The organism is Microbacterium sp. 1.5R, from assembly GCF_001889265.1.
Taxonomy (GTDB): Bacteria; Actinomycetota; Actinomycetes; order Actinomycetales; family Microbacteriaceae; genus Microbacterium.
This window is the reverse complement of sequence record NZ_CP018151.1, coordinates 2,033,842-2,051,566: the sequence shown is the minus strand read 5'-3', so window position 1 is coordinate 2,051,566 and position 17,725 is coordinate 2,033,842. Positions and strand designations below refer to the sequence as shown.

Annotated in this window: 19 protein-coding genes; 12 read left to right on the top strand and 7 right to left on the bottom strand. The window is 67.9% G+C overall.

What is annotated here, in order from left to right; genetic code table 11:
- Nucleotides 1-206: 206 nt before the first annotated feature.
- Entirely contained in the window at nucleotides 207-1,112 is a 906-nt protein-coding gene (locus tag BMW26_RS09795; RefSeq protein ID WP_053099149.1) for a heme o synthase, read from the top strand.
- Here BMW26_RS09795 and BMW26_RS09790 read toward each other — a convergent pair.
- Complete coding sequence (locus tag BMW26_RS09790; protein ID WP_072591385.1) at nucleotides 1,058-1,501, bottom strand: hypothetical protein; 444 nt, start codon at nucleotides 1,499-1,501, stop codon at nucleotides 1,058-1,060. The genes BMW26_RS09795 and BMW26_RS09790 overlap by 55 nt on opposite strands.
- A gap of 72 nt (nucleotides 1,502-1,573) precedes the next feature.
- Nucleotides 1,574-2,677 (bottom strand): COX15/CtaA family protein, encoded by a 1,104-nt coding sequence (locus tag BMW26_RS09785; protein ID WP_056278886.1) that lies wholly within the window; start codon nucleotides 2,675-2,677, stop codon nucleotides 1,574-1,576.
- A gap of 232 nt (nucleotides 2,678-2,909) precedes the next feature.
- Between BMW26_RS09785 and sufB the strand changes: the two genes are divergently transcribed.
- From sufB to BMW26_RS09750, 7 genes are read left to right on the top strand one after another with little or no spacing between them, the layout of a single operon-like run.
- Complete coding sequence (gene sufB / locus BMW26_RS09780) at nucleotides 2,910-4,328, top strand: Fe-S cluster assembly protein SufB (RefSeq protein WP_053096457.1); 1,419 nt, start codon at nucleotides 2,910-2,912, stop codon at nucleotides 4,326-4,328.
- The gene (gene sufD / locus BMW26_RS09775) at nucleotides 4,329-5,534 is read left to right on the top strand and encodes a Fe-S cluster assembly protein SufD (RefSeq protein ID WP_072591384.1); all 1,206 of its coding nucleotides are present in this window, start codon (nucleotides 4,329-4,331) and stop codon (nucleotides 5,532-5,534) included. It abuts the gene before it with no gap.
- Nucleotides 5,531-5,857 carry a non-heme iron oxygenase ferredoxin subunit gene (locus tag BMW26_RS09770; RefSeq protein WP_053096453.1) on the top strand — a complete coding sequence of 109 codons (327 nt, stop codon included), beginning with the start codon at nucleotides 5,531-5,533 and terminating at the stop codon, nucleotides 5,855-5,857. Before sufD ends, BMW26_RS09770 begins: the two co-directional genes overlap by 4 nt.
- Nucleotides 5,858-6,628, top strand: coding sequence for a Fe-S cluster assembly ATPase SufC (sufC, locus tag BMW26_RS09765; protein WP_053096451.1), 771 nt, complete (start codon nucleotides 5,858-5,860; stop codon nucleotides 6,626-6,628).
- 10 nt (nucleotides 6,629-6,638) lie between these two features.
- Nucleotides 6,639-6,968: a metal-sulfur cluster assembly factor gene (locus BMW26_RS09760; RefSeq protein WP_053096448.1), complete on the top strand. Its 330-nt coding sequence runs from the start codon at nucleotides 6,639-6,641 to the stop codon at nucleotides 6,966-6,968.
- A 2-nt stretch (nucleotides 6,969-6,970) separates the two neighbouring features.
- Nucleotides 6,971-8,125: a MalY/PatB family protein gene (locus tag BMW26_RS09755; protein WP_072591383.1), complete on the top strand. Its 1,155-nt coding sequence runs from the start codon at nucleotides 6,971-6,973 to the stop codon at nucleotides 8,123-8,125.
- Nucleotides 8,122-9,507, top strand: a complete 1,386-nt coding sequence (locus BMW26_RS09750) for an MFS transporter (protein WP_072591382.1) — start codon at nucleotides 8,122-8,124, stop codon at nucleotides 9,505-9,507. Before BMW26_RS09755 ends, BMW26_RS09750 begins: the two co-directional genes overlap by 4 nt.
- Here the strand turns inward: BMW26_RS09750 and BMW26_RS09745 are convergent.
- On the bottom strand, nucleotides 9,455-10,069 hold the full coding sequence (locus BMW26_RS09745; RefSeq protein WP_083569346.1) for a TetR family transcriptional regulator: 615 nt from the start codon (nucleotides 10,067-10,069) through the stop codon (nucleotides 9,455-9,457). The two genes, BMW26_RS09750 and BMW26_RS09745, sit on opposite strands and share 53 nt — an antisense overlap.
- 53 nt (nucleotides 10,070-10,122) lie before the next feature.
- Here BMW26_RS09745 and BMW26_RS09740 point away from each other — a divergent pair, with 53 nt between their 5' ends.
- The 3 genes from BMW26_RS09740 to BMW26_RS09730 are packed head-to-tail and all read left to right on the top strand — an operon-like array spanning nucleotide 10,123 to nucleotide 11,985.
- Nucleotides 10,123-10,713 carry a biotin transporter BioY gene (locus BMW26_RS09740; protein ID WP_157557420.1) on the top strand — a complete coding sequence of 197 codons (591 nt, stop codon included), beginning with the start codon at nucleotides 10,123-10,125 and terminating at the stop codon, nucleotides 10,711-10,713.
- Nucleotides 10,703-11,395 (top strand): energy-coupling factor ABC transporter ATP-binding protein, encoded by a 693-nt coding sequence (locus BMW26_RS09735; protein WP_083569345.1) that lies wholly within the window; start codon nucleotides 10,703-10,705, stop codon nucleotides 11,393-11,395. The genes BMW26_RS09740 and BMW26_RS09735 overlap by 11 nt, the downstream gene beginning before the upstream one ends.
- 38 nt (nucleotides 11,396-11,433) lie before the next feature.
- The gene (locus tag BMW26_RS09730; protein ID WP_232224445.1) at nucleotides 11,434-11,985 is read left to right on the top strand and encodes an energy-coupling factor transporter transmembrane component T; all 552 of its coding nucleotides are present in this window, start codon (nucleotides 11,434-11,436) and stop codon (nucleotides 11,983-11,985) included.
- Here BMW26_RS09730 and BMW26_RS09725 read toward each other — a convergent pair.
- From BMW26_RS09725 to BMW26_RS09710, 4 genes are all read right to left on the bottom strand, one after another.
- On the bottom strand, nucleotides 11,932-13,248 hold the full coding sequence (locus tag BMW26_RS09725) for an acyltransferase family protein (protein WP_072591380.1): 1,317 nt from the start codon (nucleotides 13,246-13,248) through the stop codon (nucleotides 11,932-11,934). The genes BMW26_RS09730 and BMW26_RS09725 overlap by 54 nt on opposite strands.
- 110 nt (nucleotides 13,249-13,358) lie before the next feature.
- The gene (locus BMW26_RS09720; RefSeq protein WP_053096436.1) at nucleotides 13,359-14,027 is read right to left on the bottom strand and encodes a response regulator; all 669 of its coding nucleotides are present in this window, start codon (nucleotides 14,025-14,027) and stop codon (nucleotides 13,359-13,361) included.
- The gene (locus tag BMW26_RS09715; protein WP_072591379.1) at nucleotides 14,024-15,289 is read right to left on the bottom strand and encodes a sensor histidine kinase; all 1,266 of its coding nucleotides are present in this window, start codon (nucleotides 15,287-15,289) and stop codon (nucleotides 14,024-14,026) included. Before BMW26_RS09715 ends, BMW26_RS09720 begins: the two co-directional genes overlap by 4 nt.
- A 5-nt stretch (nucleotides 15,290-15,294) precedes the next feature.
- Entirely contained in the window at nucleotides 15,295-15,915 is a 621-nt protein-coding gene (locus BMW26_RS09710; RefSeq protein WP_072591378.1) for a DedA family protein, read from the bottom strand.
- A gap of 197 nt (nucleotides 15,916-16,112) precedes the next feature.
- On the opposite strand from BMW26_RS09710, the gene BMW26_RS09705 reads away from it, so the two are divergent.
- Nucleotides 16,113-17,711, top strand: coding sequence for an ABC-F family ATP-binding cassette domain-containing protein (locus BMW26_RS09705; RefSeq protein ID WP_053096429.1), 1,599 nt, complete (start codon nucleotides 16,113-16,115; stop codon nucleotides 17,709-17,711).
- Nucleotides 17,712-17,725: the final 14 nt, after the last annotated feature.

Here is a 17,725-nt window from a genome sequence, read left to right as displayed (position 1 = left end):
AATTCCATGCCTTCGTCGAGGCTTCCGATGGGCGGTGGAACTGCGGATCAGGAGTCCTGGAACGCGATCCCGTCGCGTCCCGGGAGCCCGGATGCGAGGGTCGGTGGAGCGCTGATCATCGGGGCGGGCGAGCCCTGCGCCCGGCGTGCCCTAGACTGGGAAACGCTGTCGTGACGCGTGTGGAGGAGGCGATCGAGATCTCGACGATGTCTGATCAGACCGTTGTGAAGAAGTCCATCGGTCGCACCGTGAAGGCGTACGTCGCCCTCACCAAGCCGCGCGTCCTCGAACTGCTGCTGGTGTCGACCGTCCCGGTGATGTTCCTCGCTCAGGGCGGTCTTCCCGACATGTGGCTCGTGCTGGCCACCGTGATCGGCGGCTCGCTGAGCGCCGGCTCGGCCGCGGCGTTCAACATGTACCTCGACCGCGACATCGATGCCCACATGCATCGCACGGAGAACCGTCCGCTGGTGACCGGCGAGATCAGCCCGCGAGGCGCGCTGATCTTCTCCTGGACGCTGGCCGTCGTCTCGACCGTATGGCTGTGGTTCACCACGAACTGGCTGGCGGCCACGCTGTCGGCATCCGCCATCTTCTTCTACGTCGTCATCTACACGATGATCCTCAAGCGACGCACCGAGCAGAACATCATCTGGGGCGGCATCGCCGGGTGCTTCCCGGTGCTCATCGGCTGGGCTGCCGTCACCGGCTCGCTCGACTGGCCCGCGTTCATCCTGTTCGCGCTCATCTTCCTCTGGACGCCGCCGCATTACTGGCCGCTGTCGATGAAGTACAAGGACGACTACGACGACGTCGACGTGCCCATGCTCGGTGTCACCCGCAACGCCTCACAGGTCGGCCTCCAGGTCATCCTCTATGCCTGGGCGACCGTCGCCTGCTCGCTGCTGCTGATCCCGATCGCGAACATGGGCCTCGTCTACGGCGTCTCCGCCGCGGTGTTCGGCGGCTGGTTCATCTATGAGTCGCACCGCCTGTACAACCAGGCGGTGCGAGGCAACGAGGCGCGGCCGATGCGAGTCTTCCACGCCTCGATCACTTATCTGACGCTGATCTTCGTGGCCGTCGCGGTCGACCCGCTGCTGCCGTTCTGATCCTGCTCGGCGTCGCCGACCAGCTCGTCGTCCGCCGCTGTCGCGGGGATCTCGGAGTCGATGGTGTCGGCTTCATCCGCCTCAGCTGACTCGTTCGTCCCGTCGATCGGCCCGACGACTGCGGGTGCAGGAGAAGGCAGGAGCGCCTGCACCGCACTCAGACCGACGGCGATCAGCACGCCGATGACGCCGGCGCCCAGAAGCGCGGCTCCGACGACGACGAGCGACTGCCCCACGTAGACCTCGATGCCGGTCGCCGTGCCGTCGAGCAGAGTGCTCGTCATGGTGCCGACCTGGCCGGCGATCAGCCACCCGCCCACTCCCGCTGAAGCGAGCGAGAGCACGAGGAGGAGCCAGAAGCCGATGCTGCGTGTCAATGACTTGTTCATGTCCGCAACGGTGCACGACGAACTGATGAGCCGCTGATGCCCGGGCTATGCATCCCCTGTGCGCAGCCGGGGTCAGGCCTCCGCAGCGGCCGGCTTCTTCAGGTTCAGCACCACCACGGTGTACGCAGCCGCCGACAGCGAGGCGAGCACCATGTGGATGCCCACGAGCACCGGCGGGAGGCCTTCGCGCGCCTGCCACACGCCCACGCCGACCTGCACCAGGATCGCCAGCACGAGCACGAGCAGCCATCTGCGCGGTCGTAGGTGCAGGACCCACGCGGCGATCGTCAAGGTGACGACGAGCGCGGCGAGGATGTATCCCGGCCAGGAGTGCACGTGGGCGAGCACCGTGGCGTCGAATCCCTGGCGCTCGACGGCCGCGTCGCCGGAGTGCGGCCCGGAACCGGTGGTCAGCACGCCGAACAGGATCGTCACGGCGAGGGCGAGACCGGTGATGTGGCTCAGTGCCGCGAACCAGGTCGGCACCGCGCGCTCACGCGGTCCGGGCGCGGCGTAGAGCCTGACCAGGAAGGCCGCGGTCACGCACACAAGGAGGAGGGACGACACGTAGTGGAATCCGACGATGAAGGGGTTCAGTCCCGTGAGCACCGTGATGCCGCCCACAAGAGCCTGCGCGACGACGCCGATCAGCACGACCCAGGCGAGGATGACGAGATCCCGCCTTTCGGTCGTCACCCTGACCGATCTGACCGTGGCGGCGATGACCGTCACGAGCAGAGCCGCCATCGCGAAGGGCGTGGCGGGGAGGTCGACGAGCGTGAAGACGAAGAACACGACCCCGGCCGCCACGATTCCGGCGGCGGCGAAGCGGAGGGCCGAGAACACCGTGGCCTTCCCCCCGGTGCGCGCCAGCACGAGCAGCAGGACGGCGAGGGCGATGACGCCGACCACACCCGTCATGACGCGGTTGCCGAACTCGATGATGCCGTGGATTCCCTGATCGGCATAGATCGGGACGAGCGACTCCGGCGTGCAGAGCGGCCACTCGGAGCATCCGAGGCCTGATCCGGTCAGCCGCACGGCACCGCCGGTGCCGATGATGATGGTCTGCGCGAGGAATGAGAGCCAGGCGAAGACGCGAAGCGCTCGTCCCCAGAGGATCGCATGCGTCGACGCTGCCGCGTTCGTGGGGGAGGAGATCGTCGTCTCGGGCATAAGTCTCTCCGAACCGCGCCGGACACGGCGAGCGGCCCTGTCTTCAGGCGGAACCTGTAGAATCGGATTGTTGTGATGAGCGCTGACCGCGCTGAAGCATCGCTAACAGTTTAGGCGCGATGGATGCGCCGGTGATGAGGGCCCACCAACGGCACCCGCTCCCGCAGACTCGACGGGGATCAGGTGTGTCGGGGCGGATGACACCGTTTGGGACCTGTGAGGAGAGTGTGTGATGTCGGATGTGCTGATCGACCGCCCGGAGCTTGACGGCCTGGGGGTGTACGAATTCGGGTGGCATGACGAAGATGCCGCCGGAGCCATCGCCAAGCGCGGTATCTCCGAAGAGGTGGTCCGCGGGATCTCGGCGCTCAAGCACGAGCCCGAATGGATGCTGAAGACCCGACTCAAGGGCTATCAGCTCTTCGGTCGCAAGCCGATGCCGACCTGGGGTGCAGACCTCAGCGAGATCGACTTCGACAACATCAAGTACTTCGTGCGCTCGACCGAGAAGCAGGCCCAGTCCTGGGAGGATCTCCCGGCTGAGATCCGCGAGACGTACGAGCGCCTCGGCATCCCCGAGGCCGAGCGTCAGCGCCTCGTCGCCGGCGTCGCAGCGCAGTACGAGTCCGAGGTCGTCTACCACCAGATCCGCGAGGATCTGGAGGAGCAGGGCGTCATCTTCATGGACACCGACACCGCGCTCCGCGAGCACCCCGAGTTCTTCGAGGAGTACTTCGGCACCGTGATCCCGGCCGGCGACAACAAGTTCGCCGCGCTCAACACAGCCGTGTGGTCGGGAGGTTCGTTCGTCTACGTCCCCAAGGGCGTGCACGTCGAGATCCCGCTGCAGGCGTACTTCCGCATCAACACCGAGAACATGGGCCAGTTCGAGCGGACCCTGATCATCGCCGACGAGGACAGCTACGTCCACTACATCGAGGGCTGCACCGCTCCGATCTACAAGTCGGACTCGCTGCACTCGGCCGTCGTCGAGATCATCGTGAAGAAGAACGCCCGCGTTCGGTACACGACGATCCAGAACTGGTCGAACAACGTCTACAACCTCGTCACCAAGCGAGCCGTCGCCCATGAGGGCGCGACGATGGAGTGGGTCGACGGCAACATCGGCTCCAAGGTGACGATGAAGTACCCGTCGATCTACCTGATGGGCGAGCACGCCAAGGGCGAGACCCTCTCGGTCGCCTTCGCGGGTCCCGGCCAGCACCAGGATGCCGGCGCGAAGATGATCCACATGGCTCCGTACACGCAGTCGTCGATCGTCTCCAAGTCGATCGCCCGTGGCGGTGGACGTGCGGGATACCGCGGCGAGGTGAGGGTGGACGCGAACGCGCACCACTCCGCGAACACCGTGCGCTGCGACGCGCTGCTGGTGGACACGAAATCGCGCTCCGACACATACCCGGCCATCGACATCCGGGTCGACGACGTGCAGCTGGGCCACGAGGCCACCGTCTCGAAGGTCAGCGAGGAGCAGCTCTTCTACCTGCAGTCCCGCGGCATGCCCGAGGACGAGGCGATGGCGATGATCGTGCGCGGCTTCATCGAGCCGATCGCGCGCGAACTGCCCATGGAGTACGCGATGGAATTGAACAAGCTCATCGAAATGGGCATGGAAGGATCGGTCGGCTAAATGGCGGCCTCGACGACAGCGCCCAGCGAGGCGCAGCACACGAACGCGCACATCGACCCCGCAGCTCAGGTCTCGGATGCCGGATTCGTCCCGGTGCAGACCCGCTCGGAGCGTCCGCACTCCTTCGAACCCGCCGACTTCGGTTCGCCGACCGGCCGCGAGGTCAACTGGAAGCACACTCCGGTGGCCAAGCTCTCCGCCCTCTTCGAGGTGGCAGGTCCAACCGAGGGCGTGCGCTACTCGTTCGGTGACGGCGAGAAGTACGTGGCGGCACCGCTCGCCGCGGGCGATGCCCCGCGCGGAGAGGTCTTCCTGGCCGAGGACATCACGGCGGCCGTCGCCTGGCAGGGCTCGTCCGAGGCGCTGCACATCCGCATCCCGCGCGAAGAAGAGGTCGCTGAGCCGATCCTCGTCTCGATCGAGGGCCTCGGCGCCGAACTGCGCGCCGATGCCCACATCGTGATCGAGGCCCTCGAGCACAGCTCGGCCACCGTCGTGCTCCAGCACACCGGAGCCGCGCAGTACTCGCAGAACGTCGAGATCATCGTCCGCGATGGCGCGAAGCTCACTGTCATCAGCCTGCAGCAGTGGCAGGACGAGGCCGTGCACACCTCTGCGCATCAGGCCAGGGTCGATGCGGATGCCACGCTCAAGCACTTCGTGATCAGCTTCGGCGGCGGAGTCGTGCGCGTGAACCCGAGCGTCGAGCTCGCCGGCGCCGGATCCGAGGGCTACCTCTACGGACTGTCCTACGCCGATGCCGGGCAGCACCTCGAGAGCCAGGTCTACCTGCACCACAAGGGCCCGCACACCAAGGGCGACGTGCTCTACAAGGGTGCGCTCCAGGGGCAGGGAGCGCACAGCGTGTGGATCGGCGACGTGCTCATCGGCGCCGATGCGACGGGCACCGACTCCTACGAGGCGAACCGCAACCTGGTGCTCACCGAGGGTGCACGCGCCGACTCGATCCCGAACCTCGAGATCGAGACCGGGGACATCCTCGGCGCCGGCCACGCCAGCGCCACGGGGCGCTTCGATGACGAGCAGCTGTTCTACCTGCAGGCCCGCGGCATCAGCGAAGAGGAAGCGCGCCGACTCGTCGTGCTCGGATTCCTCACCGACATCGTTCAGCGCCTGGGGATCCCGGCACTGGAGACCGAGCTGCTCGACGCGATCGAGACGGAGCTCGCCGAGGTGAACGCATGAGCGCCGAGCGCGTGTGCGGCGTCGCGGAACTCGAGCAGGACATGCCGATCCGCGTCGAGCCGAACGGCGTCCCGATCACCGTGATCAAGGACTCCGAAGGCGTGATCCACGCCATCGGGGACACCTGCACGCATGGCGACATCTCTCTCGCCGAAGGCTTCGTCGAAGGTGACACGGTGGAGTGCTGGGCCCACGGCTCCGCGTTCTCGCTGCTCACCGGCAAGCCCCAGAACCTCCCTGCTTATGAGCCCGTTCCGGTCTACGTCGTCGAGATCGACGGCGACGACGTGCTCATCGACCCGACTGTGACGAAGGAAGTCTGAATGTCTGTTCTCGAAATCCGCGACCTGCACGTGACGGTCGAGACCGAGGCGGGTACCACCCCGATCCTCAACGGAATCACCCTCACCATGAACACCGGTGAGACGCACGCGATCATGGGCCCCAACGGCTCGGGCAAGTCGACGCTCGCGTACACGATCGCCGGCCACCCGAAGTACACCGTGACCTCCGGCTCGATCACCTTCGACGGCCAGGATGTGCTCGCGATGAGCGTCGACGAGCGCGCGCGCGCCGGCCTGTTCCTCGCGATGCAGTACCCGGTTGAGATCCCCGGCGTGACGGTGACGAACTTCCTCCGCACCGCCAAGACGGCACTCGACGGCGAAGCTCCGGCGATCCGCGGCTGGACCAAGGACGTCAAGGCGGCCATGGCGAACCTCCGCATGGACCCGAAGTTCGCTCAGCGCAACGTCAACGAAGGCTTCTCCGGTGGCGAGAAGAAGCGTCACGAGATCCTGCAGCTCGAGGTCCTCAAGCCGCAGTTCGCGATTCTCGACGAGACCGACTCGGGCCTCGACGTCGACGCGCTGAAGATCGTCTCGGAAGGCGTCAATCGCGCCAAGGAGTCGACCGGACTCGGCGTGCTGCTGATCACGCACTACACCCGTATCCTCCGCTACATCCGTCCGGACTTCGTGCATGTGGTCGTCGCGGGCAAGATCGTCGAAGAGGGCGGCCCTGAGCTTGCAGACCGGCTCGAGGAAGAGGGATACGACCGTTTCCTCGACCCCGCAGCCCCCATCGAGGCGTAGGCTGATTCGCATGACAGCCACCCTCACGGACGCGAAGTACGACGAGGTCACCGAGGCGCTCAAAGACGTCATGGACCCGGAACTCGGGATCAACGTCGTCGACCTCGGCCTCATCTACGACCTCGCCTGGGATGACGAGAACGATGCTCTCGTCATCCACATGACGCTGACCAGCGCCGGCTGCCCCCTGACGGACGTGCTCGAGGACCAGACCGCGCAGGCTCTGGACAACGTCGTCGACCGCTTCCGCATCAACTGGGTGTGGATGCCGCCGTGGGGTCCGGAGAAGATCACAGACGACGGGCGCGACATGATGCGCGCCCTCGGCTTCGCGATCTGAGAATGCTCGAAGTCACGGCTCTGCCTCTGGCGGAGCTCAGACGACGTAGCAGCGAGAAGTGGCGGGAGTATCCCGCCGACGTGCTTCCGCTCTTCGTCGCGGAGACCGATTTCCCGCTCGCACCGGAGGTCTCGAACGCGTTGCGTCGCGCCGTCGAGCTCGGAGACACGGGGTACATCGCCTCGCGGACACCATTGCCCGACACCTACGCGGCGTTCGCACGCCGTCGCTTCGGCTGGGAGGCGGATCCGACGCGGATGCGCACCACGGCCGATGTGAGCATGGGCATCGTCGAGATTCTCCGCCGCGTGACGCAGCCGGGAGAGCGCGTGGTCGTCACCCCTCCCGTGTACCCGCCGTTCTTCGACCTGGTATCCGAGGCCGGCGCCGAGGTGGAACGGGTGCCTCTCATCGACACGGGGATGGGGTGGGAACTCGATCTCGACGGCGTCCGTGCAGCGTTCGAGGACGGCGCGACCGCGATCCTGCTCTGCAATCCGCACAACCCGACGGGCACCGTCCACAGTCGCGACGCGCTCGCGGCGCTGGCCGAGATCGCCGACGAGTTCGGCGCGGCGGTGGTCTCCGACGAGATCCACGCACCGCTCGCCCAGCCGGGAACCGGCTTCACGCCGTTCCTCGACACGGGCGAGGCCGCCGAGCGCGTGGGGTATGCGGTCGTCAGCGCGAGCAAGGCCTTCAATCTGGCCGGCCTCAAGTGCGCCCTCATGGTGACCGCTTCCGATTCGACGAGCGCGGTCGTGCGCGGGTTGCCGATCGAGGTCGAGTGGCGCACCGGTCAGTTCGGTCTGCTCGCGGCTGTCGCCGCCTTCTCGGAGGAGAGCGATGAGTGGCTGGACGGGCTGCTCGCGACACTCGACGCGAACCGCGTACTCCTCGAGGACCTGCTCGCATCGAAGCTCCCCGGCGCCCGCTACCGGATGCCCGATGCCGGCTACCTCGCCTGGATCGATCTCTCGGCTCTCGGATGGGGCGACAACCCCGCGCGTCGGATCCTCAAGGAGGCGAAGGTGGCCCTGCACTTCGGCCCCGCCTTCGGCGAGCAGGGCAGGGGATTCGTGCGGTTGAACTTCGGGACGAGTCCGGAGATCATCACCGAGGCCATCGAGCGCATCGCGACGCTCGTGGATCGATGACGGTCGATCGCGCGACATCGTCGATCTGGGACCGGGAACGCCTCTGGGTCACCGCCGGCGCGGTCGCGCTGATCTTCCTGGCGGCGATCGAGGCTCTGGCGGTGACGACCGTCATGCCGATCGTCAGCGAGGCGCTCGACGGCCAGGCGCTGTACGCAGTCGCCTTCGCGGGGACACTGGCGACGAGCGTGATCGGGATGGTCGCCGCGGGTGCCTGGTCGGACGCTCGCGGGCCCCGGGGTGCGCTGTACGCCGCCGTGTCGCTGTTCATCGCCGGCCTTCTGCTGTCGGGGTTCGCGGTGACGATGGATCAGTTCCTCATCGGCCGCCTGGTGCAGGGGCTCGGTGCGGGCGGACAGACGGTGGCCCTGTACGTCGTGGTGGCCCGCCTGTATCCGCCCCACCTGCACGGAAGGGTCTTCGCGGCGTTCGCCGCGGCCTGGGTGGTGCCGTCGATGATCGGCCCGTTCCTCGCGGGTGCCGTCGCCGAGTACCTCGACTGGCGGTGGGCATTCCTCGGGGTGGCCGTGCTGACGACGGCCGCCTTTCTCATGATCGCGATCCGGTTGCGCGGCGTCGACCTCGGGCATGGCGAACCACAGGACCGTCGAGCTCTCGTGACTCGTCTGATGCTCGCCGTCGTCGTCGCGGTGTTCGCCGTGCTGATCGGCTTCACGGCCGAGATGACCGCGCAGATCGGATGGTCGGTCGCACTGGGCTCGGTGGCCGTCATCGCCGTGGCCGTGCTGCCGCTGCTCCCTCGACGCACTCTGCGCGCCGGCCGGGGCCTGCCGAGCGTCGTGCTCATGCGGGGCGTCGTCGCCGGCGCGTTCTTCGCCGCGGAAGCGTACATCCCGTACCTGCTCATGGAGAGGTTCGGGTTCACGGCGACGTGGGCGGGCATCGCCTTGATGTTCGCCGCGTTCGCCTGGGCCGGTGCGTCCGCGCTGCAGGGGAGGTTCGGTGAACGTCTCGGCAACACGAGGATCACCGTCATCAGCCTCTCGCTGCTGGTCTGTGCTCTGGTGTTCGTGCTCCTCGCAGCGCTCTGGGGGTTCTCGCCGCTCTTCGTGGTGGTGGGATGGGCATTCGCCGGCGGCGGCATGGGTCTGCTCTATCCCCGCCTCACCGTGCTCACGCTCGCGTACTCGGATGCCGGCAACCAGGGCTTCAACTCGTCAGCTCTGTCGATCTCGGACTCCACGGGCGCCGCGGTCGTCATCGCTCTCGCGGGTCTCGCCGTCGCCAGCCTCGGCGGTGGTGCGAGCGCCTTCGGCGTCGTCTTCGCGTTCTGTCTCGGTCTGGTGCTCCTGGCGTTCGTGCCGGGACTCAGGCTGGGGCACGCCGCGGAGCTGACGGATGCGGAGTCGCCCGAGCGGTGAGGCCGGCGCCGGACGACTCTCCGGCGAGCGCGGCCACGCCGAGGTCGAAGACGCGGTCGAGTCCCGCTGTGACGTCGATCGTGTGGTCGTCGAGCGCTGCTCCGTGGCTGTCGGCGTGCATCCGCTGCTGAACGAGAGTCGCATGGCCGAGCACGAAGTGCAGGAGTGCGGCTGCTCGCTCCGGTGCGTCCGACAGGCCGTGGCGCGTCAGCGCGGCTTCCAGTGCGGTGTGCGCATACGACGAGCCGAGACGCAGGGCATACGTGCTGAGCACGAGCTCGGCCCCGTCGCGATAGGTGAAGAGCGCGTCGCGGATGCTGCGGGCGGTGGTCAACACGTCCGCATCGTCGCGCGGGATGCCCGCGGTGATGCGATCGGCCAACTCCGCCAGCAGCTCCTGCTTGCTCGAGAAGTGCCAGTAGAGAGCACTCGGCTGCACATCGAGCCTGCCGGCGATCCGCCGCATCGAGAGGTCGGCGAGGCCGACCTCGTCGAGGAGCGCGAGTGCAGCGCGCGCGACGCCGTCGCGGTCGTGACGGGTCGAGTTGTGCGCCGGGGCCATCCCGTCAGTATAGTGAACACCGTTCAAGTGAACGGTGTTCAGGAAGGTGATGGATGATGGCTCGGCACACAGACGACCTCGGTCGCGAACTCGCGAGGGTGGCGATCTTCGCCGCGCTCATCATCGTCCTCGGAATGGTGACGATCCCGATCCCCGGCGGGGTGCCCATCACCGCGCAGACCCTGGGGGTGATGCTCGCCGGCGCTGTACTCGGCCCGCGGTTGGCCCCGCTCTCGGTGCTCCTCGTGTTGGTGCTGGCAGCGGTCGGGCTCCCCGTCCTCGCCGGTGGCCGTGGCGGTCTCGGCGTCTTCGTCGGTCCGACAGCCGGCTACCTGCTCGGGTGGCTCCTGGGCGTCATCGTCATCGGACTGATCGTGCGCAGCGGTCGGCCCCGCTGGTGGCGGATCGCCCTCGGGGTCGTCGTCGGCGGCATCGTGGTCGTGTACGTCTGCGGGGTGCCCGTCACCGCGCTCGTACTCGGGCTCGACCTGGGACCCACCGCACTGGCGAGTCTCGTCTTCCTCCCCGGCGATCTGCTCAAGGCGGCAGCGGCCACAGCGCTGGTCCTCGCGCTACGGCGCGCGTACCCTCGAGCTTTCGGCACGAGTGCCCCATCCGTGCCGGCATCCGTCCGTGCGGTCTGAGACCTCGACCGGATCGATCTCGGTCGACGATGTCACCGTGGAGCGGGAGGGGCAGCCGATCCTGCGCGATGTGAGCATCGAGCTCACGACGGCGAGGATCGCGGTCATCGGCGCGAACGGTTCAGGAAAGTCCACTTTCGCGCGTCTGCTGAACGGCCTCGTGCTCCCGGATGCAGGGCGCGTGACGGTGCACGGTCTCGATTCTCGTCGGGATGTGAAGGCTCTGCGGCGGCGGGTGGGTTTCGTCTTCACCGATCCGCAGGCGCAGATCCTCATGCCTACGCCTGCCGAGGACCTCGCGCTGTCGCTTCGCGGATCCTCTCGTGCGGACGTCGACAGACGTGTGGCCGCGGCACTCGCCGAGCACGGCTTGACCGATCGGGCGGACGTGCCGGCGTCGGAGCTGTCCGGCGGTCAGAAGCAGATGCTGGCTCTCGCGTCTGTCCTGATCACCGAACCGCAGCTGATCGTCGCCGACGAGCCGACGACCCTGCTGGACCTGCGCAACTCCCGACGGATCGCGGATCTGCTGCTGGCGCTTCCCGCCCAGGTCGTCATCGTCACCCACGACCTCGAGCTCGCAGCGAGGTGCGACCACGCGGTCCTCTTCGAGGCGGGCTCGATCATCGCGTCGGGCGCCCCGCCGGACGTGGTCGCCGAGTATCGCGAGCTGGCCGCGTGATCCAGTCCTATCGGCCGGGGGCGAGTATCGTCCACCGGATGCCGGCGGGCCCCAAGCTCGCCGTCTTCGCCGTGCTCGCGCTCGTCTCGTCCGGCTACCCGCACGATCGATGGAGCGTCACAGCCGCGCTTCTCGTCGTCTGCCTGCTCTATCTCGCCGCCGGCCTTCCGGTGACGACCCTGCTCGTCGAGGCGTGGCGGCTGCGGTGGCTCGTACTGGTTCTCGGGGCCGCCCTGTGGATCTTCGCCACACCGCTCACGGCATGGGTCAGCACGGCCAGGGTGGCATCACTGCTGCTGCTGGCGTCGCTTCTCACGATCACCACCCGGATGGGCGATCTGCTCGCGGTGCTGCATCGGATGCTGAGACCGCTGCGCCGACTGGGCATCGATGCCGATGCCGTCGCGATGACGATCTCGCTGACCCTCACGATGATTCCGGTGGTCGCAGGCTTCGCCCATGCGGTCACCGAGGCCCACCTCGCACGCGGCATCCGTCGCGGCGTGCGAGGCGCGGTGCCGCTCATGGTCAGGACACTACGCCACGCGGACGACGTCGGCGACGCTCTCGCCGCTCGCGGTCTCGTGTGATCGGCGGGCGATGCGCAGGGACAGCAGCATCCCGCCGGCGGCGACCGAGGCAGTGAGCACGGTCGTCCCCGCGACGAGGAGCAGGACGACGGAGGCGATGCCCAGGACGGCGGCGATCACGACCCGGTGCGTCCTGTCAGCGGATCGCGGCGACGGCTGCGTCTCGATGCGGGTGAGGGAGGTCGCGATCGCCGCTGTCAGAGTCAGGGCGACGGCGAGCCAGATCGGACGCGACACCCACCAGGAGACGGAACTCGGATCCGGCAGCGCGATTCCGCTGACGAGTGAGGCGACGGCCGAGATCCCCGCCATGGCGAGCAGTACCGGCATGTGCCACAGGTAGATCGTCATGGTGCGGCGATTGACGAAGGCGCCGAACGCGGCGGGGACCGGCCGGTGGCTGAGCGCGTCGATGCGATCGCGCAGAAGCGAGACGGCGCTCAGGTGCACGACGCCGACGAGCAGCAGCGCGGCGGTCGGGGGATTGATGTTCGCGATGAGGTCGGGGGAGTAGATCCCGGTCGCGAACGCTGCGATGAGGGCGGTCAGAGCCGCTGCTCCCACTAGGGCCCGCGTCGCTCGAGGCAGCCGGTCGATCGTGCCGTCGGCGAGGAAGAACCCGATCTGCTGGAGTGCGAGCCACACGAAGGCGAGAATCAGAAACCCCAGTCCCTCGACCCCGGTGCTCGCCCGGACCACATCGACGCAGACCGATGGGCACACGAGGGCTGCGACGGTGACCAGGGGCCTGCGTGCGTGGGCTCTCGAGAGTGCCGGGAGGAGCGCCTGACAGCCCAGGAAGACTCCGAGGAACCACAGCGGCTGGCTGTAGCGGAAGCCGGCGGTGACGATGATGTCGGCGGGAACACCTGCGACGCGGAGAGCCGCGAGCGCGACGCCGACGACGGCGATGGCGAACAGTGCGGGCCGGAGCAGGCGATGCACGCGGGCTGCGATGAAGTCGGATGCGGAGCCGCCGCGCGCCTGCGACCGCCGGAAGGCGATGTGACCGGCGAAGCCTCCGATGATGAAGAACAGCGGCATGACCTGGAGGACCCAGCTCACGGGGATGATCCACGAGGTGCCCTCGCTCGCGTTCGCGAAGACCGGGCTGCCGTCGGCGATCGTGACGCCCACCATGATGGCGTGAAGCAGCACGACTCCTGCGACGCAGATCGCTCGCAGCAGGTCGATCGCGGCATCACGACCGGCCGGCAGCGGGGGTCGGGGAGCGATGCGGGGCGGCGCTTCGACGATGGCCATGGAGTCCTCCTCGGATGGGTGTCCGAGGAGCGTATGGACGCGGTGCCGGTCGGGGGATCACCCTCCGGGCTGGTTCGCACCCCTACTGCGGTGTGACCCGGAGCAGCGGCTCAGGAGGGCTCGACGAGACCCGTGTCGTAGGCGAGGATCACGGCGTGCACGCGGTCGCGGAGTCGGAGCTTGGCGAGCACCTTGCCGACATGCGTCTTCACGGTCTGCTCGGCGATGAAGAGGTCGGACGCGATCTCGCTGTTCGACCGTCCGCGACCGATGAGCACCAGCACCTCCCGCTCCCGATCGGTCAGGTCCGCGAGCGAGGTCGCCGCCTTCGCGGTGCGGGGCCGACGTCCGGCGAACTGCTCGATCATGCGCCGCGTCACACTGGGGGCGAGCAGGGCATCGCCGCCGGCGACGACGCGCACGGCGTGCACGAGCTCCTCGGGAAGAGCGTCCTTCAACAGGAATCCGCTCGCGCCGGCCTCGAGCGCGTCGTAGACGTAGTCGTCGATGTCGAAGGTCGTGAGCATGAGGATCCTCGGCACATGAGCCGCAGGGTAGGCGGGTCCGAGGATGCGCCGAGTGGCCTCGATGCCGTCGACCTGCGGCATCCGCACGTCCATCAGGATGACGTCCGGATCGAGGCGGGCAGCGAGGGTGATGGCTTCGGCTCCGTCGGCCGCCTGACCCGCGACACGGATTCCCTCGTGCGCATCGAGCAGAGCGGCGAATCCGGCGCGCACCATCGCCTGGTCGTCGGCGATGAGGACGCTGATCGTCACGGGTTCTCCTGGGTGATCGGAGCGGTGGTCTCGCTCGATGGACGCTCGTGCAGCGGGAGGGAGGCGATGACCTCCCACCCGCCCTCGGCGGTGGGGCCGGCGGCGAAGGACCCGCCGAGCAGTTCGACGCGCTCACGCATGCCGCGAAGTCCATAGCCTCCGCTGGGGTGAGCCGGTGGGGTGGTGGCGCGGCCGTTGCGGACGCGGATGCCGATGGCGTGGAGATCCGCCTGCAGGCGCACCGTGACGGCGGCGCCGGACGCGTGCCGTACCGCGTTGCTGAGCGCCTCCTGCGCGATGCGGAAGGCGGCGATCTGCACGGCCTGCGGGGCGTCGGTGAACGCGCCCGTCATCTCGAGCCCCACCGTCACGCCGGCGCGCCGGATCGTGTCGACGAGGGCCGGGATGTCGTCGATGCTCTGCTGCGGCGCCAGCTCGGCCGCCTGATCCTCGGTGCGCAGCACGCCCAGCATCCGCCGCATCTCGGTGAGCGATCCCCGCGCTGTGGCCGCGATGCTCTCGAACTCCGACGTCGCCGCGTCGCCGATCTCGGGCAGTCGGTATCGAGCAGTGGACGCCTGCACCTGGATGACCGACATGCTGTGGGCGATGACGTCGTGCAGTTCGCGGGCGATACGGGTGCGCTCCTCGACGAGCGCGCGGCGGGATTCTTCGAGGGCTGAATGCTCCCGTTCCTTCGTGAGCTCGGCAGATACCCTCACGCGTCCTGCGACCAGTATGGCGACCAGGAACACGGCTGCGGCCACAGACGTGGTCACGATGAGATCTGCCGTGGTGCTGCCTGCCGTCGCCGGAGTGGCGACGATCTCGGGGCGCAGCAGCGGGGCCGTGAGGGAGAGCAGCGCGCCGACGCCGAGCGGGACGACGCCCAGGCGCGCGCCGTGGACGAAGGTCACGACGCCCACGAAGAGGACGAAGGTGACGAGCGCGGGCACCGACCACGGCCACGGCGCCTCGGTCGCCTGATCGGGCACGACCAGCAGCGGGAGCGCGAACGCCGCAGAGCAGAACATCGCGATCGCCCACCGCGGATACCGCAGGGAGAGCAGCGGCGCCGAGCAGAGTGCGGCGCCGAGGATGAACGTCAGCGGCAACGCGGTGCCGTACAGCACGGTCTGCAGCGACACGAGCACCGCGAAGAGCGCCAGGCTCGCCAGGGCGAGCGCGGCGAGCGCGGCCGTTCGACGGCTGATGCGGGGAGTCCGCGGTGTGCGGGGTGTGCGGGGCAGGCGACGTGCCATGAGTGTCATCCTGCCAGTTGCGGGACGGGGGCGCGTCGACGCCGGGCAGCGGTGACGCGGTCGATGACCAGTCCGATGATGAGAGCGACCCCGATGCCGATCCCGGCGCTGGCGAGGGGCTGATCTTCGATCCATGATCCGGCGAGCAGCCCGATCGCCAGGCTCAGCGCGCTCCAGCTGAGGCCGGCCACGACGCTCAGGGGAAGGAAACGCCTCCAGGGGAATCGCAGCGCGCCCGCCGACATGTTCACAGCGACACGGCCGACAGGGATGTATCGAGCGCCGAGGATCAGAGCCGCACTGCGCTGGTCGAGGGCGCGTTCCGCGTGGGCGAAGGCCGAGGCGATCCCCGGTCGACGCATCCACGCCCAGCGGGTCGTGCCGAGTCGACGACCGAGCACGAATGCGATGTTGTCGCCGATGGTCGCGCCGACGGCGGCGACGAGCCCGAGCGGGATCAGCGCCCATGGCTCTCCTGAGGATGCCAGCACGGCGGCTGCCGCCACGAGCACGGTCTCACTCGGAACAGGCGGGAAGAAGCCGTCGATGATCGTCACCGCGAGCAGCACGGCATACAGCCAGGGGGAGGCGACGGTCTGCAGGATGAGCTCGTTGATGACGTCCACCTCAGCAGGCTAGAAAGCGGAGGGCACGCAGAGCATCACCCTGAGGTATCGATCGCATCCACCCGCAGAGGTAGATCTGTGCACAGGCCGACGACTGCACCACGATCCGTACGTCGACTGAACACCCAGCCGAGCGATCTATACTGGGAGTTTGGCCCCTCGGCCTGAACCCCCTTGAAAGAACGGACATCCCGCCTGTGCTTGCCGTGCACGAACTCGAGATCCGCGTGGGCGCACGCCTCCTGATGGAGAACGTGTCGTTCCGTGTGAGCGACGGAGACAAGATCGGTCTCGTCGGCCGCAACGGTGCAGGCAAGACCACGCTCACCAAGGTGCTCGCCGGCGACGTCCTTCCCTCTGGGGGCACGGTGACGCGCTCCGGAGAGCTCGGCTACCTGCCCCAGGATCCCCGTTCGGGCAACCCGGAGGATCTGGCGCGCACGAGGATCCTCGATGCCCGCGGACTCGGACAGCTGAATCTCGGCATGACCGAGGCCTCGCTGGCCATGGGCTCGGAAGACCCCGCCGTGGCCGAGAAGGCGATGAAGCGCTATGCGCGCCTCACCGAGCAGTTCGAGGCACAGGGCGGATACGCCGCAGAAGCCGAGGCGGCATCCATCGCCAACAACCTCTCGCTGCCCGACCGCATCCTCGATCAGCCGCTCTCGACGCTCTCGGGCGGACAGCGTCGTCGCATCGAGCTCGCGCGCATCCTGTTCTCGGATGCGGAGACGATGATCCTCGACGAGCCGACCAACCACCTCGACGCCGACAGCGTCGTGTGGCTGCGCGAGTTCCTCAAGAACTACAAGGGCGGGCTGATCGTGATCAGCCACGACGTCGAGCTCGTCGGCGAGACCGTCAACCGCGTCTTCTACCTCGACGCGAACCGCCAGATCATCGACACCTACAACATGAACTGGAAGAACTACCTGCGCCAGCGGGTGGCCGACGAGGAGCGCCGCAAGAAGGAGCGAGCCAACGCCGAGAAGAAGGCCACCACGCTGCAGCAGCAGGCGGCCCGTTTCGGTGCGAAGGCGTCGAAGGCCGCTGCCGCTCACCAGATGATCGCGCGCGCCGAGAAGCTCCTCGCGGGTCTCGACGAGGTCCGCCAGGAAGACCGGGTGGCGAAGCTCCGCTTCCCCAAACCCGCCGCCTGCGGCAAGACCCCGATGATGGCGACGGGGCTGTCGAAGTCGTACGGATCGCTCGAGATCTTCACGGATGTCGACCTCGCGATCGACCGCGGATCGAAGGTCGTCGTGCTCGGACTCAACGGTGCGGGCAAGACCACGCTGCTGAGGATGCTCGCCGGAGTCGACGAGCCCGACACGGGCCAGCTCGAGCCGGGCCACGGGCTCAAGGTCGGTTATTACGCGCAGGAGCACGAGAACCTCGACGTGAACCGCTCGGTGCTCGAGAACATGGTCTCGGCCGCTCCGCACATCACCGAGATGGAAGCGCGCAAGGTGCTCGGATCCTTCCTCTTCACCGGCGACGATGTGCTCAAGCCCGCCGGGGTTCTCTCGGGCGGCGAGAAGACGCGTCTCTCGCTGGCGACCCTCGTGGTCTCCTCGGCCAACCTGCTGCTGCTCGATGAGCCCACCAACAACCTCGATCCCGCGTCTCGCGAGGAGATCCTCGGCGCTCTCGCGCACTACGAGGGTGCAGTCGTCCTCGTCTCGCACGACCCCGGTGCGGTGCAGTCGCTCAACCCGGAGCGCGTGCTGATCCTTCCCGACGGTGTCGAGGACCTCTGGAGCCAGGAGTACCAGGACCTCATCGAGCTCGCGTAACGCGTCCGGGGTGG